This is a genomic window from Campylobacter hyointestinalis subsp. hyointestinalis, from assembly GCF_013372145.1.
In the GTDB taxonomy this organism is placed as follows: Bacteria; Campylobacterota; Campylobacteria; order Campylobacterales; family Campylobacteraceae; genus Campylobacter; species Campylobacter hyointestinalis.
Genome location: NZ_CP053827.1, coordinates 149335 through 165752, shown reverse-complemented (window position 1 = coordinate 165752; position 16418 = coordinate 149335). Strand labels below are relative to the sequence as shown.

At 34.5% G+C, this 16418-nt stretch carries 12 protein-coding genes, 1 rRNA gene and 2 pseudogenes; 1 reads left to right on the top strand and 14 read right to left on the bottom strand.

Annotated features, from left to right (window positions below; all coding sequences use genetic code 11):
- Positions 1–114 precede the first annotated feature (114 nt).
- Entirely contained in the window at positions 115–1170 is a 1056-nt protein-coding gene (gene yedE, locus CHHT_RS00860; RefSeq protein WP_034963947.1) for a YedE family putative selenium transporter, read from the top strand.
- Positions 1171–1260: 90 nt separating this feature from the next.
- On the opposite strand, the pseudogene CHHT_RS09370 reads toward yedE, so the two are convergent.
- The 14 genes and pseudogenes from CHHT_RS09370 to rrf form a co-directional block, all read right to left on the bottom strand.
- Positions 1261–1662 (bottom strand): annotated as a pseudogene (locus tag CHHT_RS09370) (methyl-accepting chemotaxis protein); the annotation flags it as partial.
- 756 nt (positions 1663–2418) lie between these two features.
- Positions 2419–3210, bottom strand: a pseudogene (locus CHHT_RS09460) (PDC sensor domain-containing protein); the annotation flags it as partial.
- Between the two features lie 133 nt (positions 3211–3343).
- The gene (locus tag CHHT_RS00850) at positions 3344–4636 is read right to left on the bottom strand and encodes an MFS transporter (RefSeq protein ID WP_034963896.1); all 1293 of its coding nucleotides are present in this window, start codon (positions 4634–4636) and stop codon (positions 3344–3346) included.
- 53 nt (positions 4637–4689) lie between these two features.
- A complete protein-coding gene (locus tag CHHT_RS00845) occupies positions 4690–5133 on the bottom strand; it encodes a nucleotidyltransferase domain-containing protein (protein WP_051663809.1) in 444 nt (147 codons plus the stop codon).
- Positions 5117–5884, bottom strand: a complete 768-nt coding sequence (pstB, locus tag CHHT_RS00840) for a phosphate ABC transporter ATP-binding protein PstB (protein WP_034963898.1) — start codon at positions 5882–5884, stop codon at positions 5117–5119. The genes CHHT_RS00845 and pstB overlap by 17 nt, the downstream gene beginning before the upstream one ends.
- A gap of 9 nt (positions 5885–5893) precedes the next feature.
- Positions 5894–6718: a phosphate ABC transporter permease PstA gene (gene pstA, locus CHHT_RS00835; RefSeq protein ID WP_034963899.1), complete on the bottom strand. Its 825-nt coding sequence runs from the start codon at positions 6716–6718 to the stop codon at positions 5894–5896.
- A complete protein-coding gene (gene pstC / locus CHHT_RS00830) occupies positions 6715–7590 on the bottom strand; it encodes a phosphate ABC transporter permease subunit PstC (RefSeq protein ID WP_034963901.1) in 876 nt (291 codons plus the stop codon). Before pstC ends, pstA begins: the two co-directional genes overlap by 4 nt.
- A 2-nt stretch (positions 7591–7592) precedes the next feature.
- Positions 7593–8603: a phosphate ABC transporter substrate-binding protein PstS gene (gene pstS / locus CHHT_RS00825; protein WP_034963903.1), complete on the bottom strand. Its 1011-nt coding sequence runs from the start codon at positions 8601–8603 to the stop codon at positions 7593–7595.
- Positions 8604–8716: 113 nt separating this feature from the next.
- Complete coding sequence (locus CHHT_RS00820) at positions 8717–9493, bottom strand: 3'(2'),5'-bisphosphate nucleotidase CysQ family protein (RefSeq protein ID WP_034963904.1); 777 nt, start codon at positions 9491–9493, stop codon at positions 8717–8719.
- Positions 9493–10767, bottom strand: coding sequence for a citrate synthase (locus tag CHHT_RS00815; protein ID WP_034963906.1), 1275 nt, complete (start codon positions 10765–10767; stop codon positions 9493–9495). Before CHHT_RS00815 ends, CHHT_RS00820 begins: the two co-directional genes overlap by 1 nt.
- 76 nt (positions 10768–10843) lie before the next feature.
- Positions 10844–12013 carry a cation:proton antiporter gene (locus tag CHHT_RS00810; RefSeq protein WP_034963907.1) on the bottom strand — a complete coding sequence of 390 codons (1170 nt, stop codon included), beginning with the start codon at positions 12011–12013 and terminating at the stop codon, positions 10844–10846.
- The gene (locus tag CHHT_RS00805) at positions 11994–12839 is read right to left on the bottom strand and encodes a biotin synthase (RefSeq protein ID WP_064019593.1); all 846 of its coding nucleotides are present in this window, start codon (positions 12837–12839) and stop codon (positions 11994–11996) included. The genes CHHT_RS00810 and CHHT_RS00805 overlap by 20 nt, the downstream gene beginning before the upstream one ends.
- Complete coding sequence (gene topA, locus CHHT_RS00800; RefSeq protein ID WP_034963909.1) at positions 12829–14913, bottom strand: type I DNA topoisomerase; 2085 nt, start codon at positions 14911–14913, stop codon at positions 12829–12831. The genes CHHT_RS00805 and topA overlap by 11 nt, the downstream gene beginning before the upstream one ends.
- Positions 14914–16238: 1325 nt before the next feature.
- Positions 16239–16356, bottom strand: a 5S ribosomal RNA gene (gene rrf / locus CHHT_RS00795).
- Positions 16357–16418 lie beyond the last annotated feature (62 nt).

The following is a 16418-nucleotide window of genomic DNA, read 5'->3' as shown; positions in this document are numbered from 1 at the left end:
AATACGAGTTTAGATGGGTTTATAAAAAAATTTGGATTTGTGTTACAAATACATTAAAAATTTGTTATAATTTGCGCAAAGTCAGTTTGACTTACACAAATACAAGGAATTCTTATGAATACAAAATGGTTTATCATTTCAGGTGGAGTTTTGGGTGTTTTAGCAGCTCTTTTAGTGCAAGCCGGAAATCCGGGCAATATGGGAATTTGTGCGGCTTGTTTTCTTAGAGATAGCGCTGGGGCTTTAGGATTTCATAAAGCAGAAGCGTTACAATACCTAAGACCGGAGATTTTAGGGCTTATCATAGGCGGATTTTTAGCAAGTCTATTTTGGACGAAAGAATTTACTCCAAAAAGCAGTCCCGCGGCATTTTCAAATTTCTTTCTAGGCGTTTTTGCGATGATAGGAGCACTCGTGTTTTTGGGTTGTCCTTGGCGTGCATTTTTACGTCTTGGCGGCGGAGATATGACTGCTATAGCTGGATTTTTAGGACTAGGAGTCGGTGTTGGTATTGGAATGTTTTTCAAAAGCAAAGGATACAAAGCAGAAGAAAGCGTAGCTGTTAGTAAAACTTTAGGAATTTTACCTGTAGTTTTTAGTGTTATTTTACTTTTGGCTCTAGTTTTTGGACTAAAAGCTGGAAACGGTGCGCTTTTTACGTCTATAAAAGGTCCTGCTAGCCAGCATGCTACTATAGTAGTTTCTTTGATAGCTGGAGTTTTAGTCGGCGTTTTAATGCATAAAAGTAAATTTTGCTCAGTAGGCGCGTTTTCAAGAGCTTTTAGGGGTGATTTTTCTATGTTTTGGGGCGTGATATCTATCATCGTTTTTGCAAGCATAACAAATTTGGCTTTAGGTCAGTATAAATTTGGTTTTGAAGCTCAGCCTATAGCCCACAACGACTTTATATGGAACTTTTTAGGTATGGTTTTAGCAGGGCTTTGCTTTAGTCTTAGCGAAGGTTGCCCTGGAAAGCATCTTGTGCAAATGGGAACTGGAAATTTAGGATCTGTTATATTTGTCATAGGAATGATGGCTGGGGCTGGATTTGCTCATAACTTTTTACTTGCGAGCTCAGGAGCTGGGATAACTGCTTACGCACCATACGCGCTCGCACTTGGATTTATATTTGCTATTTATCTTGGATTATTTAGTAGAAAAGCGGCGTAATTTTACAAATTTGATAGTCTAAAGATAGATAAATTTATAATATATTTGCGGATATGAGTTTAAAATAAGTGCCAAAAAGGCACTTATTTCTTAAAATTTCTTCTTCTTAACTTCACTAACTATAATATCAGCAATACCTTCTACTTCTTTAGTAACTCTATTAGTATCACTTGCTATAGTAACATTTTGTTTAGTTAGCTCATCAACACTTACTACGCTATGACTTATTTGATTTATAGCTTCTGTTTGCTCATTGATACTTTGAGATACTTCATTTATGCTTTGACTTAAGATATTTACATTTGCTTCAATCTCTCCTAGAGATTTTTGAGTTCTCTCAGCTAGTTTTCTAACTTCATCTGCAACTACTGCAAATCCACGTCCATGCTCTCCAGCTCTGGCTGCTTCAATGGCAGCATTTAGTGCTAAAAGATTTGTTTGATCAGCAATATCTCTTATGATAGTTATGATGTTTTTGATATCTTCGCTTTGTTTTATAACTTCAGCAGTTCTTTCATTTATAGCTTCCATAGAACTACTCATCTCTTCAACAGCAGCTGCACTTTCTTGAAGACTATCTGATTGAGATTTAGTTGAAGTATTTAAACTATCTACTAGAGTTTTTAGACTATTTGCTTTTTCTTGTAGATTATTTGCTTGAGCTAGGTTATCGCTTAGCATCTTTGTGATCTCATTACCAAGTAGATTAGTTACTTTTTCTACTTCACCTTTAGCCTCTGGTATCTTACTAGTGAAGTCTAAATTCTTAAAGCTATCAAACGTGTTTTGAATAACGTTTATATCACTTCCTATCTTTTGTTCTAATGCAGATAACATATTATTTAATACATCTTTTAATTGATTTAATCCTGGTGATGCTGGTTTAGAAGTTATTCTTACACTTAGATTTCCGTTTTCTACCTCTTTTGCTCTTTGAAGAGACTCATTTACAGCTATAGAGTCTTGATTTAAATTCTCTTTGACTAAATTTATGTTTTCATTGATCATTTTAGCCATTACTCCAAACTCATCATTAGAGTTTAGTTTTATATCTTTTGGATTGTTATTTTTATGGTTTAGGAAGTCAAAGAAGTTTTTGAGACCTGATCCTATAGTTTGGATAGGACTAAGCATCTTTTTTATCAGAACTAAGACTATCACAGTAGTAATTATAATAGACAATATAGCCATAATAATTGATTCTAATAGTATTTCGTTATTTTTTTCTTCAAAAAATCTAGTATCACGAGCGGTACAAACTTGCCAGTTATTATACTTAAGCTCGGCACATTTTGCTAATTTTTGTATGCCATCTTCGCTTTTATATGAGACTCTACCAAACTCATCAAATTTTTTATTTTTGACATTGTTGGCGATCTCAACTGAAGAATTAGCTTGTTTACCGACCAACTCTTTATTTGGGTGCATCAAGATCTTACCGTCTTTATTTATGATTATAAGATAGCCGCCCTCTACCTTTGCTATATCAAAAATTTGTTTTGATAGATCATCGCTTACTAAATCTATAGCCATAACACCTATTAATTTCGAGTCTTTATACACAGGTTGCGATGCTGTGATGACCATTTTACCAGTTGTTAAGTCCGGATAAGGCTCAGTGATTACAAGCCTATTTTTCTCGATCGTCTCTTGATACCAAGGACGTTTTCTAACATCAAAATTGTCATCCTTATAGTTTATTCTTCCACCTGAACTATACATATTTCCATTTATTTCAGAACCAAAATATGTAGATTCAAGACCGTTTGTATCATTTACGATAGTTAAAGTCAACATAAGAGTATCGTCTATGCCGTGTTCTGCTATGTACTTAGCCATAGCTTCTACTGTAGTTTCACCATAACCCAATTCGTTATTTGATATTTCTGTAGATGCTTCTAGGATCTTTGAAGTCTCCGAAATCAGTAGTTTTAGCGAATTGTTTCTAGATTGTGTGTAATTTACATAAGACACTATCGATAGTAAAATAGCAAAAATCACTGCTATAATAATCGAAACTTTACCTGAGATACTTTTCATAACCTACCCCCCCCCTGCATTGTAATTTGAATGTTAAGGAAGGATTATAAATGTTTAAATATAAAAAATCAATAAAAATTTAAAAAATATTATAATTTAGGATATAAGATATCTGAATACAAGCAAGACTATGTCACCCAGCAAGGATAGATCTGATCTCGCTTTCATTTATCAAATTTGAGTTGTATTTGATAACATAACCTCTTTTGCTATGGTACCTTTCTATGATCCCTAAAATTCCATCGAGTTTGCTAAAATCAGCGCTCTCAAGATATAAATTCTTAAAGATCTTTGGATCGCTAAGCAGACTTAAAAGCGCTAACCAAAGTATAGATAGAACAGCGTAAAAAATCGCCAAAGTAGTTATATCGAATTTATGTAAAAAATATCCACCTAGAACTCCTCCTAAAAAACTGCCGCAATATCCAAAAGCGTTGAAAACGCCTAGAGCTGAGCCTTTTTGGCTACTTAGGGCAAATTTACTAGCACAGCTTTGCATAATGGGTTCGTGCAAGTTAAATCCGATAAAAAACAGAACAACGCCAACTATAAAAAACGTACTATTTTTGCTAAAAGCAAACGTCAAATACGCAGCTATGAACAAGACTACACCTATAAGCAAAAGCTTTTTACTATGACCTTTTGCATCTCCTAAAAATCCTGCCATTCCCATAGATACAAATCCAAATAAGCTAGCAAGGGCATATACTATCCATAAATTTTTGCCATCAAAGCCCATTTCACCAACTAAAATGATAGGGATAGCAACAAACGCGGTGCTCATAAGCATTTTTTGCATTAAATTCGTGATATTCATAATAAAAAGATTTTTTTGTTTAAGAAGTTTTAAAAAGCCTATTTTGGGTTCGTGATAGACTACTTTTATCTCACTAGGCACAACCGCGTAGAGCAAAACTATACAAAAAACACAAAGCAAAGCCGAGAGATAGAACAAGCTAGAAAGTCCAAATTTAGAGCTTAAAATAGGGCTTAAAACCATAGATAGTCCAAAAGATATACCTATCATACCGCCCATTATCGCCATAGCGTGGCCTCTTTTCTCCTCGCTGACAAAGTCGCTTATCATAGCAGTCGCAACTGCGCCGATAGCCCCACTACCTTGGATAAGACGCCCTAAAAGCATAGTGTAAATATCATTTGCATTCGCACAAATCAGCGAACCAATGATGAAGATAATCAGCCCAAAACTCATCGTGATTTTTCTGCCAAATTTATCGCTAAGAGCCCCAAAAGGCGCTTGTAAAATCATCTGAGTGATAGCATAAACGCCGACTAAAAGTCCGACTAAAAACTCATTTGCGCCTTTTAAATTTAAAGCATAAAGACTAAGTACCGGTAACACTATAAAAAGCCCAAAAAATCTTGAAGCGGTTATAAAACTAAGCGGTAAAACTGTTTTTATCATATCTTTCCTCACGTAAAAGTTATGATTTTAGCATAAATTTAATTTTATATAAATTAAATCGGATAGTTTTTCTCTATTAAAATGAGCCATTTTATAGAATTAAAAATTAAACTATCAAATTTATTCATTCTATTTAGCCAGACATAGCATTTTTTATTTTTCGTATAAATTTTTTGAGCGTTTCTAAAGACAGAACTATAAAATTCATCATTATTTCTTAGTTTTTGCTTGATATTTGATTTCGTATCGACAAAAAGATCTATCTCGATGTTATGTTTTTTTTCAAATTCTCTAAGCTCACCTCTAAGCCTTACTAACTCATCGCTAAAATTTGGCTTTAGTTTCTTTTTAACCAAAAATAGATCCATATCGCTAGATGCTGTTGGGTTTCCTTTTGCATAACTGCCAAAGAGCCAAACCTCCAAAGGCTTTAGCTGTTTGAACTTTTCTATTAGCTCTTTTTGCGTATTTGATGGGATATTAACCAAATTTGCCACCGACATACTCTTTTAAAAGTTGCTCTTTTGGAGCATTAAAAATTTGCTCAGTTTCGCCGTATTCTATCATATCACCTAGATACATAAATGCGGTATAATCACTAACTCTAGTGGCTTGAGCCATATTGTGGGTGACTATAACAACTGTGTACCTATCTTTTAAACTATGTATTAACTCTTCTATGGCTATAGTAGATATCGGATCAAGCGCACTTGTAGGCTCATCAAAAAGCAAAACTTCCGGACTTACTGCTATAGCTCTTGCTATACAAAGCCTTTGTCTTTGACCTCCGCTTAGAGAAGTGGCGTCATCGCCCAGCCTATCTTTTACCTCATCCCAAATATTTGCACCTCTTAGAGACTCTTCGACTTTTTTTGCTAGTAGTTTTTTATCTTTTACGCCACTTAGTTTTAGCCCATAAGCTACATTGTCTTTTATGCTCATAGGAAAAGCAGTTGGCTGCTGAAATATCATACCGACTTTAATCCTAAGATCTATAAGATCTATCTTTGGATCAAGTATATTTTTGCCCTCAAACATTATCTTACCCTCATAAGTATTTCCTGGATAAAGATCGTGTATGCGGTTAATAGAGCGTAAAAGTGTGGATTTTCCACATCCACTAGGTCCTATCAGAGCCGTAACTTTGTTTTTGACAACTGGCAAATTTATATTATTTAGACTTGGTTTGCTCGATTTTGCATACCAAAATGAAAAATCTTTTATATCTATAGCCAAATTTTTACTCATTTTATTCCTTTATTTACGTATTAAAATGCGTCCTAAAATATTGACGCCTAAAACAAAAATAGCTAGTATCAAAGCTCCAGCCCACGCGACTGCATTTAAATTTTCATCAGGCATAGAACTAAAATCAAATATGCTAACGCTAAGAGAAGGAATGGCTTCATTCATATTAAAATTGAAAAAGTCACTATTTGAACTTGTAAAAAGCAGCGGAGCAGTCTCACCAGCGACTCTTGCGACAGATAAAATCACTCCGGTTAAAAGTCCGTTTTTTGCAGCTCTAAAAACCACGCTCGTGATACATTTGTATTTTGAAGCACCAAGTGCAAAACTAGCCTCTCTTAATGCTTTTGGCACAAGACTAAGCATATCATCAGTAGTTTTTAATACAACAGGTATCATCATAATAGCAAGCGCAAAACTTCCTGCCCAGCCGCTATATGAGTTTAAAGGCCTAACCAAAATAGCGTAAGCAAAAGCACCTATAACTATACTTGGGGTACTCATCATGATATCACTGATATTTCTTATTAAATTTGATATATTTTTATTTAACCCATATTCGCTTAGATAAACTCCTGCCATAATACCAAAAGGCACTCCAACAAGCGATGCTATAATAACTAGCTCAAGCTGTCCTAAAAGAGCATTTGCAAGTCCGCCAAATGATGTAGGAATGGTAAATAAAGTCAAGCTAAAACCAGAAAAACCCTTATAGATAACAGTAAGAATAATCCAAAATAAAAATATAAGTCCAAAAATCGCAAAAGCCGTGCTAAGATAGCAGATGAGCTTATCTACTAAAACTCTTTTAGCTATGTAATTTACAGATCTCATCTCTTGCCTCTTTTCAAAAATACAAATTTAGCCAAAGCAATGCTTGCAAAACTGATCAAAAACAGTATCAATGCTAGATAAAAAAGACTACTTTCATAAAGCTCATTTCCCATTGCCTCACCAAACTGAGATGCTAAAGTCACCGGTATGGAAGTTGCTGGGCTAGCTAAATTATCTGGTATCTTTTGGATCGCACCCAAAAGATAGATAGCTGCCATAGTCTCACCAAAAGCCCTACCTAGAGCAAGTATGATAGAGCCTATGATTCCTAGCTTTGCATACGGAAATATCACATGCTTTATCACATCAAATTTAGTAGCGCCTAAAGCGTAAGCCGACTCCTTTAAAATCTCTGGAGTCGTGTTCATAGCGTCTCTTGAAACAGAGGCTATAAAAGGCAAAATCATCACGCCTAAAACTAGCCCACCAGTAAGAAGTCCAAATCCGCTTCCTCCAAAAATCACCCGAACAAGCGGAACAAAGTATATAAATCCCCACATCCCATAGACGATACTAGGAATCGCCGCTAATAACTCTATGCTCACACCAAAAAAGCTTCTGATCTTATGAGGTGCGATCTGTGTAAGAAATATAGCCGTGCCTATGGCCACCGGAGTGGCTAAAATCATAGCTATAAAAGTTGAAATCACGCTTCCGTAAATACTAGCAAGTCCGCCAAATTCATTTGTATTTACGTCCCATTTTAGGCTAAATATAAACCCAAATCCAAACTCCTTCATAGCAGGTATCGCCTTATAAAGGAGAGCCAAAAATAGTGCGACTAGCAAAATCATCACTATAATCACAGATGCTTTTGCACCGCTAGAGAACATGGCTTCAACGACTCTGTCTTTTATAGCTATCTTTTTCATATTTATTCTTTTATTTGGTTAATCTTCCAGTACTCTTTTATCATAGCCACAGTTTCATCTGGAAGCGGCTCATAGCCGAGTTTTTTCGCAGCAGCTTTGGCACTCTCATCACTAAATGCCCACTCAAAAAATTTAACTACCTTTTTATTGTTTTCACCATTATCATTAGGTAGTAAAATAAACGTAGCCGCTACGATAGGATAACTACCTTTTCCAGCAGAATACGCCAAAATATCATAAAAGTTTTCTTTTATACTAAAGTTTGAATTCGCTGCTGCTTTTGCAAAATTTGCAGGAGTAGCTTTGACCCAGTCGCCGTCTTTAGTTTGCAAAGTAGCTGCGTTTAGTCCAGTTGAAAGCTTATAAGCATACTCGATGTAGCCTATAGAATACGGAATTTGCTTTATAGAGCTCGCAACAAGCGGATTGCCATTTGCCGGTACGACTTTAGCGCCCCAATTTATAGTTTTATTAGCACCGTATTTTGTTGCCCAGCTTTCATTTGCTTTTGAAAGATAACTAGTAAAATTAAAAGTCGTTCCACTAGAATCGCTTCTAACAACAGGTGTTATCGTTTCATTTGGAAGTTTTAAATTTGGATTGTCTTTTGCTATGATCTTGTCGTTCCATTTTGTTATCTCGCCTGAAAATATACCAGCAACAGCGGCGCTTGATAGCTTGAGTTCGCCGTCTTTTATGCCTTCTATATTATAAGCCAAAACAACGCTACCGATGATAGCTGGGAACTGTAATAAACCTTTTTCTTTTAGCTCATCTGTTTTAAGCGGTGAATCGCTTCCGCCAAAGTCGCCGTTTCTATCTGTTATCGCACTTATGCCTTTACCGCTTCCACCACCGTTATAAGTTACTTCGTTTTTTGTAGTTTTATAGTAAAGTTTGCTCCACTCTTTGTAGATAGGAAGTGGAAAAGTAGCACCTTGACCCATTAGTTTATCGGCTGCGCTTAGTCCTAAAGTACCAACCAAAACCGTACAAATTGCTTTTTTTAACATATCGTCTCCTTTGATTTGTAGTGCAATTTTAACTACACTTAGAAACAAAATGGAAACATAAATAGTTTGGGGTTTGAATTTAAAATCAAAATGAGTCTAAATTTAAAAAGACCTTAGCTATGGATATTTTGGATAAATTTAAGATAGGAATTTAAATTTGGTACAAGGTTTTTATTTACTGCCAAAAAATAATCATTTTTAAGATTTTCGTTATCATATCTGAGCTCTTTATGGTTTTTTAGAGAGACGACTTTGCCACCGCTTTGAGAAAGTAAAAAATCGCCTGCTGCAATATCCCAGATAGATGAGTTACAAAATCTTGGATAAATGCTAGCCTTGCCCTCTACTAAACGACAAAATTTCATAGCAGAACCGCATTTTACAATATCAAATTTAAACCTATCGGCAAATGCCTGTGTATTTTGCGAATAACTATGACTTCCAGATATCAAAGAGTTACTTTGTATCAAACTTTCACCGATTAGAAAGCCGTTTTTATAGACTTTAGAGTTACCAGAGCTATAAAACATCTCGTTGCTAAAAGGTATATATATCACGCCTAAGACTGGTCTTCCAAATTCTATAAGAGCTATACAAACGCAAAATTCACCATTTTTACTTATAAACTCTTTTGTACCATCAAGTGGATCTATAAGCCAAAATTTCGAACTCTCATCTCTTTTTTCATACTCTAAAATTCGCTCTTCAGAGCAGATATCTATGCCTGTTTTTTCTAAATATGAAAAGATAGCGTCGTTTGCAGCAAGATCAGCACTAGTAAGAGGCGATCTATCGTTTTTAAAAGTTAAGTCGTAGTTGTCATAATGCTTTAAAATCGCATCTCCAGCCGCCTTAGCAGCTAGAAGTGCGATACCCATAAGCTCTTTCATTAAGCTTTAGGAGGGCAAGTAGGTCCAACGTAAAGTTGTCTTGGACGAACTATTTTTATGCTATCTTGGGATTTTAGCTCCATCCATTGGCTCAACCAGCCAGGAACTCTACCCATAACGAAGATAGCCGCGAACATCTCATTTGGAATTTTTAACGCTTTTAAGATAAGCCCACTATGGAAATCAACATTTGGATATAAATTTCTTGATACAAAATACTCATCATTTAACGCTATCTCTTCTATCCTGCTTGCAACTTTTATAAGATTATTGTCTATGCCGATCTCATTTATAAGTTTATCTCTTAGTCCTTTTAGTACTTTAGCGCGTGGATCAAAGTTTTTATAAACCCTATGCCCAAATCCCATTAAACGGAATGGGTCGTTATGATCTTTTGCTCTTTTGATAAACTCATCAACTCTATCTGGAGTTCCTATCATTTCAAGCTGTCTTATAACGCCCTCATTTGCACCACCATGAGCGTGTCCCCAAAGTGCACCTATACCAGCACTTATGCAAGAATACGGATGAGCGTGAGTCGAACCGACAGTCCTAACAGTAGTAGTAGAAGCGTTTTGCTCGTGGTCAGCGTGCAACATCAAAACAGTATCAAAAGCCTTGACTTCGATAGGTTTTAGATCGACTTTATTGTGTGGGAATGCTCTTAGCATATATAAGAAATTCTCTGTAAATCCACGATCTAAATCCGGATAAATCACAGGAAAGCCGCGAGTATAACGATAATGAAACGCTATAAAAGTAGGAATTTTAGCTATCAAGCGTTTTGCAAGTTCCATATAATCTTTCATATCATCAAAGTTCATATCTCTTTTATAATAAGCACTCATAGTAGCAACGCTCGCTTGAAGAACTGCCATTGGATGAGCCTTGTCAGGGAAACAATCAAAAAGTTTCAGCATTTTTTCATTTAAAAAGCTTCTTTCTTTTAGTTCACGTCTAAATGCTTCTAATTCATCCTTGCTAGGTAGATGTTTATTTAGTAAAAGATATACGACATCAAGATATAGTTTATTTTCCGCCAACCACGCTATATCATATCCGCGGTGCATAAGTTCGCCTTTTTCACCATCTATAAACGTGATAGCTGATCTACACATAGCAGTGCTAGTATAGCCCCTATCAAACGTAAACATACCAGTATCTTTATAAAGCGTAGATATATCAATAACGCTAGGTCCTTTTGTTCCATCTAATATAGGAAACTCATAACTCTTGCCATTTCTATTATCAGTAAGTGTTACGGTATTGCTCATTTCAATCCTTTAACTTGAATTTTTGTTTAATTCTATCCAAATTTTATTTAAAGAAGCTCATTATCACACACTAAAGTTATCCTTTAAGCCTACTTTTAAGAAAGAATATAAATTTTATCATTGTCAAAGCTACTATCGCCTCAAATAAACTTGCCAAAATAAATGAAAAATACAGCTCTTGGCTGATATTTCCAGCATTATACGCTATCGTTGCAGTAGCGATAAGAAGAGTGAGCGGCATAGATAAAGAAAGTCCAAAAAGTAAAGAGTCAAGGCTTCCCAAACGTTTTAAAAATATCACACTAGAAGCCACTCTTATAACAGTCATAAATACAAGCATCAAAAATGCGTTGCTTAGAACACCGGGCATAAACACAGATTTTAAATCCACAGTTGAGCCTATATAAACAAAAAACGTAGGCACTAAAAAACCAAAACCAAAGCTACTGAGCTTATGAGGAAGATCTTTTTTATGGTCAAAAAACGTCGCTATAAAGCTACCTGCGATGAATGCCCCAAAGGCTATTTCTAAATTTAGATAGATCATCACAGCAACAGTCGCAAAGAAAAGTGCCATAGAAAGTCTTATGTCTTTTTCATCTTTATCATAATGAGGCATAAGTAGTACTTTTAAATTTGGATACCACCAAAAAAGTACTTCGAGCCCCTTAAATCCAAGCACACAAAGCACCATAAAAAGGATAAAATAATATATGCTGTTATAAAACTGTGCGTTATCCCCAAACTCCACGTAAGCGCCAACCATAGTTATGATAACTATGCTTATGACTTCGCCTATACTCCCAGTTATCATAGCCAAATTTAACCAAGGCTCATTTTTACCGTATTCTTTAAAAAGAGTAGATAAAATCCCAACAGACATAAGCGGTACTACTATTACGACCAAAAATGCTGGAGATATCAATATACTAAGAAGTCCTGCTAAGATATAAAGGATAGCCATATAAGAAAGAACTAGCTTTATAACACTTTTTTCGATTTTAAAAAATGATTTTAAGTCTATCTCTGTTCCTGCTAAAAACATTAGATAAAAAAATCCCACCTCTGCTACTATTCGAAACAGTTCGCTTTGCGGGATAAAACCAAAAAAGCCAAAAAGAATTCCTAAGATGATCTCTATAGGAGCGATAGGTATTTTAGAAATTTTCGAAAAATATGGCGATATAAAGATTATAAACGCCAAAACCAGCAAAATAGAGAGTTCGTTAGTGGCACTGTGATGCAAACTCGAAGCCTCGTTTTTTTAACTCTGCTATGTCTTTACTAGCAATCTCGCCACTAGTAGTAAGATAATCGCCCACAACAATAGCGCTAGCTCCGTTTTCTAAGATCTCGTACTGTCTATCTCCAAGTACGACTTCTCTTCCTCCAGCTACCATTATGCGAGTATCGGGTAGGGCTTTGGCGGTATCATTTAGTATGCCAAGAGCTTCATCTGGGCTAAGTTTTGGCTCTTTGATCTTAAGTGCTGGATTTGGTATAAAGAAATTTACCGGACTTGTAAAAGGGTTTAGCTCTTTAAGCGAGTTTCTAAAACTTATCCTATCTTCATTGCTCTCTCCAAGACCATAAATTCCACCACAGCAAAGCTCAAGTCCAGCTCTTTTGGCGTCTAAATTTGTCTGAAATCTCTCATCCCAGCTATGAGTAGAGCAGATCTTGGGAAAAAACTCGCGGCTAGTTTCAAGATTATGATTATAGCTAAAAACTCCAGCTTTTTTTAGCTCTTTTAGACTCTCGTAACTTGCGCTTCCATTACAAGCTATAAGTAAAAGCTCTGGTACCTCTTTTTGCAAAACTCTAGCCACCTCGCATATAAAGTCTAGCTTTTTATCATCTAGGCTTCGTCCGCTAGTTACAAGACAAAAGCCAAGAGCTTCATTTGCTCTAGCCATTTTTGCTTCTATTAAAATTTGCTCTATACTTTTTTGCTTAAATTTGTTTATATCGGCTTTTATGTGAGCGCTTTGGGTACAGTATGCACAGTCTTCGGCGCAGTTTCCGCTACTAACGTTACATATTGCGCACAACATTACTACTTTATTCGTCATTTGTCACCTCTTTTTTAAATTTACACTGGGGACACTCTTTGAAATTACCCTTTTTTAGCTCTTTTAAGACCATAGGCTTACCGCAGTTCGGACAGTTTTCTCCAGTCGGTTTGTATTTGCTTATAAAATTACATTTTGGATAGTTTGAACAGCCATAAAATTTACCTTTTTTACCAAATCTCTCGACTAATTCACCACCGCAATCAGGGCATTTTATACCGATCTTAGCAGGTTCTTTTTTCTCAAATTTATCAACTCCGTTTAAATTCCTACTGTATTTACATTTTGGAAAATTCAAACAAGCTATAAACTCGCCAAATCTACCTTTTCTTTTGACTAGTTCTCCACCGCAATCAGGGCATTTTTCACCTATAGGCTCAGCTACTTTTTGGCTTTTTATATTTGTTTTTCCATCATTTATCTTTTGCATAAAAGGATGATAAAAACCGGACAATACTTCTTGCCAATCAGCTTTATTTTCAGCTATATCATCAAGTTTTTCTTCCATTTTAGACGTAAATTCACTATCTACGATATCGTTAAAATGATGTTCTAAAACCTCGGTTATGCTAAATGCGATCTCATTTGGAATGAGCTGTTTTTTTTCTATTTTTACGTAATCACGACTAGTTAAAAGCGAAATAGTCGGTGCATAAGTAGACGGTCTGCCTATACCTAAGCTCTCTAGTTTTTTTACAAGACCAGCTTCGCTATATCTAGTAGGTGGCTCGGTAAAATGACTTTGTGATTTTATATTTTGCAGTTCTAGCCTATCTGCAACATTTAAATTTGGTAGGATCTTATCTTTATCAAGATCGCCATAAACTTTATAAAATCCATCAAATATGACTTTTCTACCAGATATTTTATACACTGCACTTGCACTTTTAACAAATACGCTTTGAAGCACAGATACACTAGGACTCATCTGAGACGATAAAAATCTATTATAAATGAGAGTATAAAGTTTTAGCAGATCTTTTTCCAAAAAATTAGCCGCAATCTCTGGAGTAAAGCTCAAATTTGTAGGGCGAATAGCCTCATGAGCTTCTTGCGCTCCTTTGCTTTTAGTAGCGTAAATTTGAGCTTTTGAGGGTAAGTATTTATCTCCAAATTCGCTCTTTATGAGCTTTCTTGCAGACTCAACTGCTTCTTTGGCTAAATTTAAGCTATCTGTTCTCATATATGTGATAGCTCCCATAAATCCGTTATTTGTCTGCACGCCTTCGTACAAAGTTTGTGCTAGCATCATAGTCTTTTTAGGACTAAAGCCCAAACGATTTGACGCGCTTTGTTGCAAAGTAGAAGTCATAAATGGCGGTTGTGGGCTAGTTTTTCTCTCTTTGCTTTCGATATTATCTACACTAAATTCTTCAAATTTAAGACGCTCTACTATAAAATTTGCACGCTCAGAGTTTGTAATAGTAAGTTTTTCTATCTTTTGATTTTCAAATTGTATAAGTTCAGCTTCAATGTCTTTTTTAAATTTAGTATCAATGCTAAAATACTCAATAGGTTTAAATTCTCTAATCTCACGCTCACGATCGACTAGGATTTTAAGCGCTGAGCTTTGGACGCGTCCTGCACTAAGACCGCGCTGAATTTTTGCGTTTAAAAGCGGACTTAACTTGTAGCCAACTATCCTATCTAAAAGCCGCCTTGCTTGCTGAGCATTTACGCTGTTCATATCAAGCGTTCTTGGGCTTTTAAGCGCACTTTGTATGGCTGATTTAGTTATCTCGTGAAAAACGATACGCGGCATCGACTCAGGCTTCTTTCCGATCGCCATAGCGATATGGTACGCGATCGCCTCACCTTCTCTATCTTCATCAGTCGCAAGATAGATTGTATCTGCATTTTTAGCAAGCTCTTTTATCTCTTTGACTATTGCGGAGTGGTCGCTGCTAACCCTATACTCTGGAGAGAATTTATCATCTTCTATTTTGATACCAAAACTCGACTTTGGAAGGTCTCTTATGTGGCCTTTGCTAGCTATGACTTTATACCCGTCGCCTAAAAAATTCTTTATAGTTTTTGCTTTTGCCGGGGATTCTACGATTATCAATTTGCTCATTTTAAACCCTAAATTTATTTGGCGTAATTCTATCCAAAAAACATAAAATGCATATAAAAAGAGTTTGAAAATATTTTTAAATTAAATTTTAAAATATATTTTTTTAATACTATTTTTGCAAATAATTATCATTTATCTAGTAAAACTGCTTAAAATAAGCTTTTTGCAATAAGCATATATACTAGAATGAAAAACTCTGTATTTATTATATAAATATACTTTTTTACCACTCTTTTTTTAAATTCAAACCATACTATAAAATAAATTTATTTGAATAAAAAATTTATGATTTTGAGATACTCATAATAACCTAAAAATAATTATAATAGTATAATTTATAATAACCATAAATATTTTTAAATCTTTATAATAATTTGGAAGAATTGTTATGTTTTAAAGAATACCCATAATAATTTAAAAAGGTTTGCAATATTTATAATAATTTAAAAGAATTCGCAAATATTTAAAAACTCTTTATAAAAATATTAAAAGTTTTACTAACTTAATCTTAAATATTATAAAGATATCTTTATAGTAAAGTAGTCAAAGAAACTACTTTTAAAAGAATTACATTAATTATAAATTGGTACTATTTTATTAGAAATATTTAATAGTAACGAGTTTTATATATTTATAAATTTAGATACATAGTAATGTATAAATACCATAAGATATTTATACACAGTATTTAAAGATGCTTTTATACTTAGTACTTACTTTATAGGTTTTATTAGATGTGGGGTAAATGTTTTACATTTATCAGGTGTATTTTTATCTATTTTCATATTGCGATATAGAGCCTTGATCTAAGCTAAGAATAATCATTTATAAGCATAAATTTATAAATGATAGATACGAGAGTTTTTTAGTTTAAAGTCATAAACAAGTATACATAATATTTATCTACTTTAACGCTTGAAAGCAGTATTAATAGGTATAAATCAATCTAATGATTAATACCATTGCATTTACAGCTAAATTATAATCTAGCTGTTTGATTTATAATAAGCTAAAAAAGTATATAAATTTGCATATTTTACGTATTATTTATGGAGTTAGTTTGTTTTATAGCAGATATCTATAGAACAGTTTATCTAAGCTATGTTTATTCAATTATCTACAGTATTTGTTTTACTAAGACTATAATAGTTATTTATTGCACACAATATTATAAAAGATAAAATAAGTAAAGATACTTTAAAAAAAGTGATATAAATTTAGTAGCTTAGATATGTAAATAAAACTTTTAATAATAAGTTTAATTAATATTAATTAGCTATGTGGGAATTGATTTAAATGAAATAAGAGTTAAAACATAAACACAAAGCCCGCAGCGACCTACTTTTCCACATCCCAGTAAGGGAGAGTATCATCGGCCATGATGAGCTTAGCTTCTTGGTTCGAGATGGAGCAAGGCGTTTCCTCATCTGTATAGCCACGGGCAGTGTTAAATAAAAGAATAAAAATAGTTTAACTATTCTCTTATTTAACACTGTTGTGTTATT

Coding starts and splice junctions, on each gene's coding strand:
- yedE (WP_034963947.1), top strand. CDS start 115: ATGAATACAAAATGGTTTATCATTTCAGGTGGAGTTTTGGGTGTTTTA.
- CHHT_RS00850 (WP_034963896.1), bottom strand. CDS start 4,636: ATGATAAAAACAGTTTTACCGCTTAGTTTTATAACCGCTTCAAGATTT.
- pstB (WP_034963898.1), bottom strand. CDS start 5,884: ATGAGTAAAAATTTGGCTATAGATATAAAAGATTTTTCATTTTGGTAT.
- pstA (WP_034963899.1), bottom strand. CDS start 6,718: ATGAGATCTGTAAATTACATAGCTAAAAGAGTTTTAGTAGATAAGCTC.
- pstC (WP_034963901.1), bottom strand. CDS start 7,590: ATGAAAAAGATAGCTATAAAAGACAGAGTCGTTGAAGCCATGTTCTCT.
- pstS (WP_034963903.1), bottom strand. CDS start 8,603: ATGTTAAAAAAAGCAATTTGTACGGTTTTGGTTGGTACTTTAGGACTA.
- CHHT_RS00820 (WP_034963904.1), bottom strand. CDS start 9,493: ATGAAAGAGCTTATGGGTATCGCACTTCTAGCTGCTAAGGCGGCTGGA.
- CHHT_RS00815 (WP_034963906.1), bottom strand. CDS start 10,767: ATGAGCAATACCGTAACACTTACTGATAATAGAAATGGCAAGAGTTAT.
- CHHT_RS00805 (WP_064019593.1), bottom strand. CDS start 12,839: ATGACGAATAAAGTAGTAATGTTGTGCGCAATATGTAACGTTAGTAGC.
- topA (WP_034963909.1), bottom strand. CDS start 14,913: ATGAGCAAATTGATAATCGTAGAATCCCCGGCAAAAGCAAAAACTATA.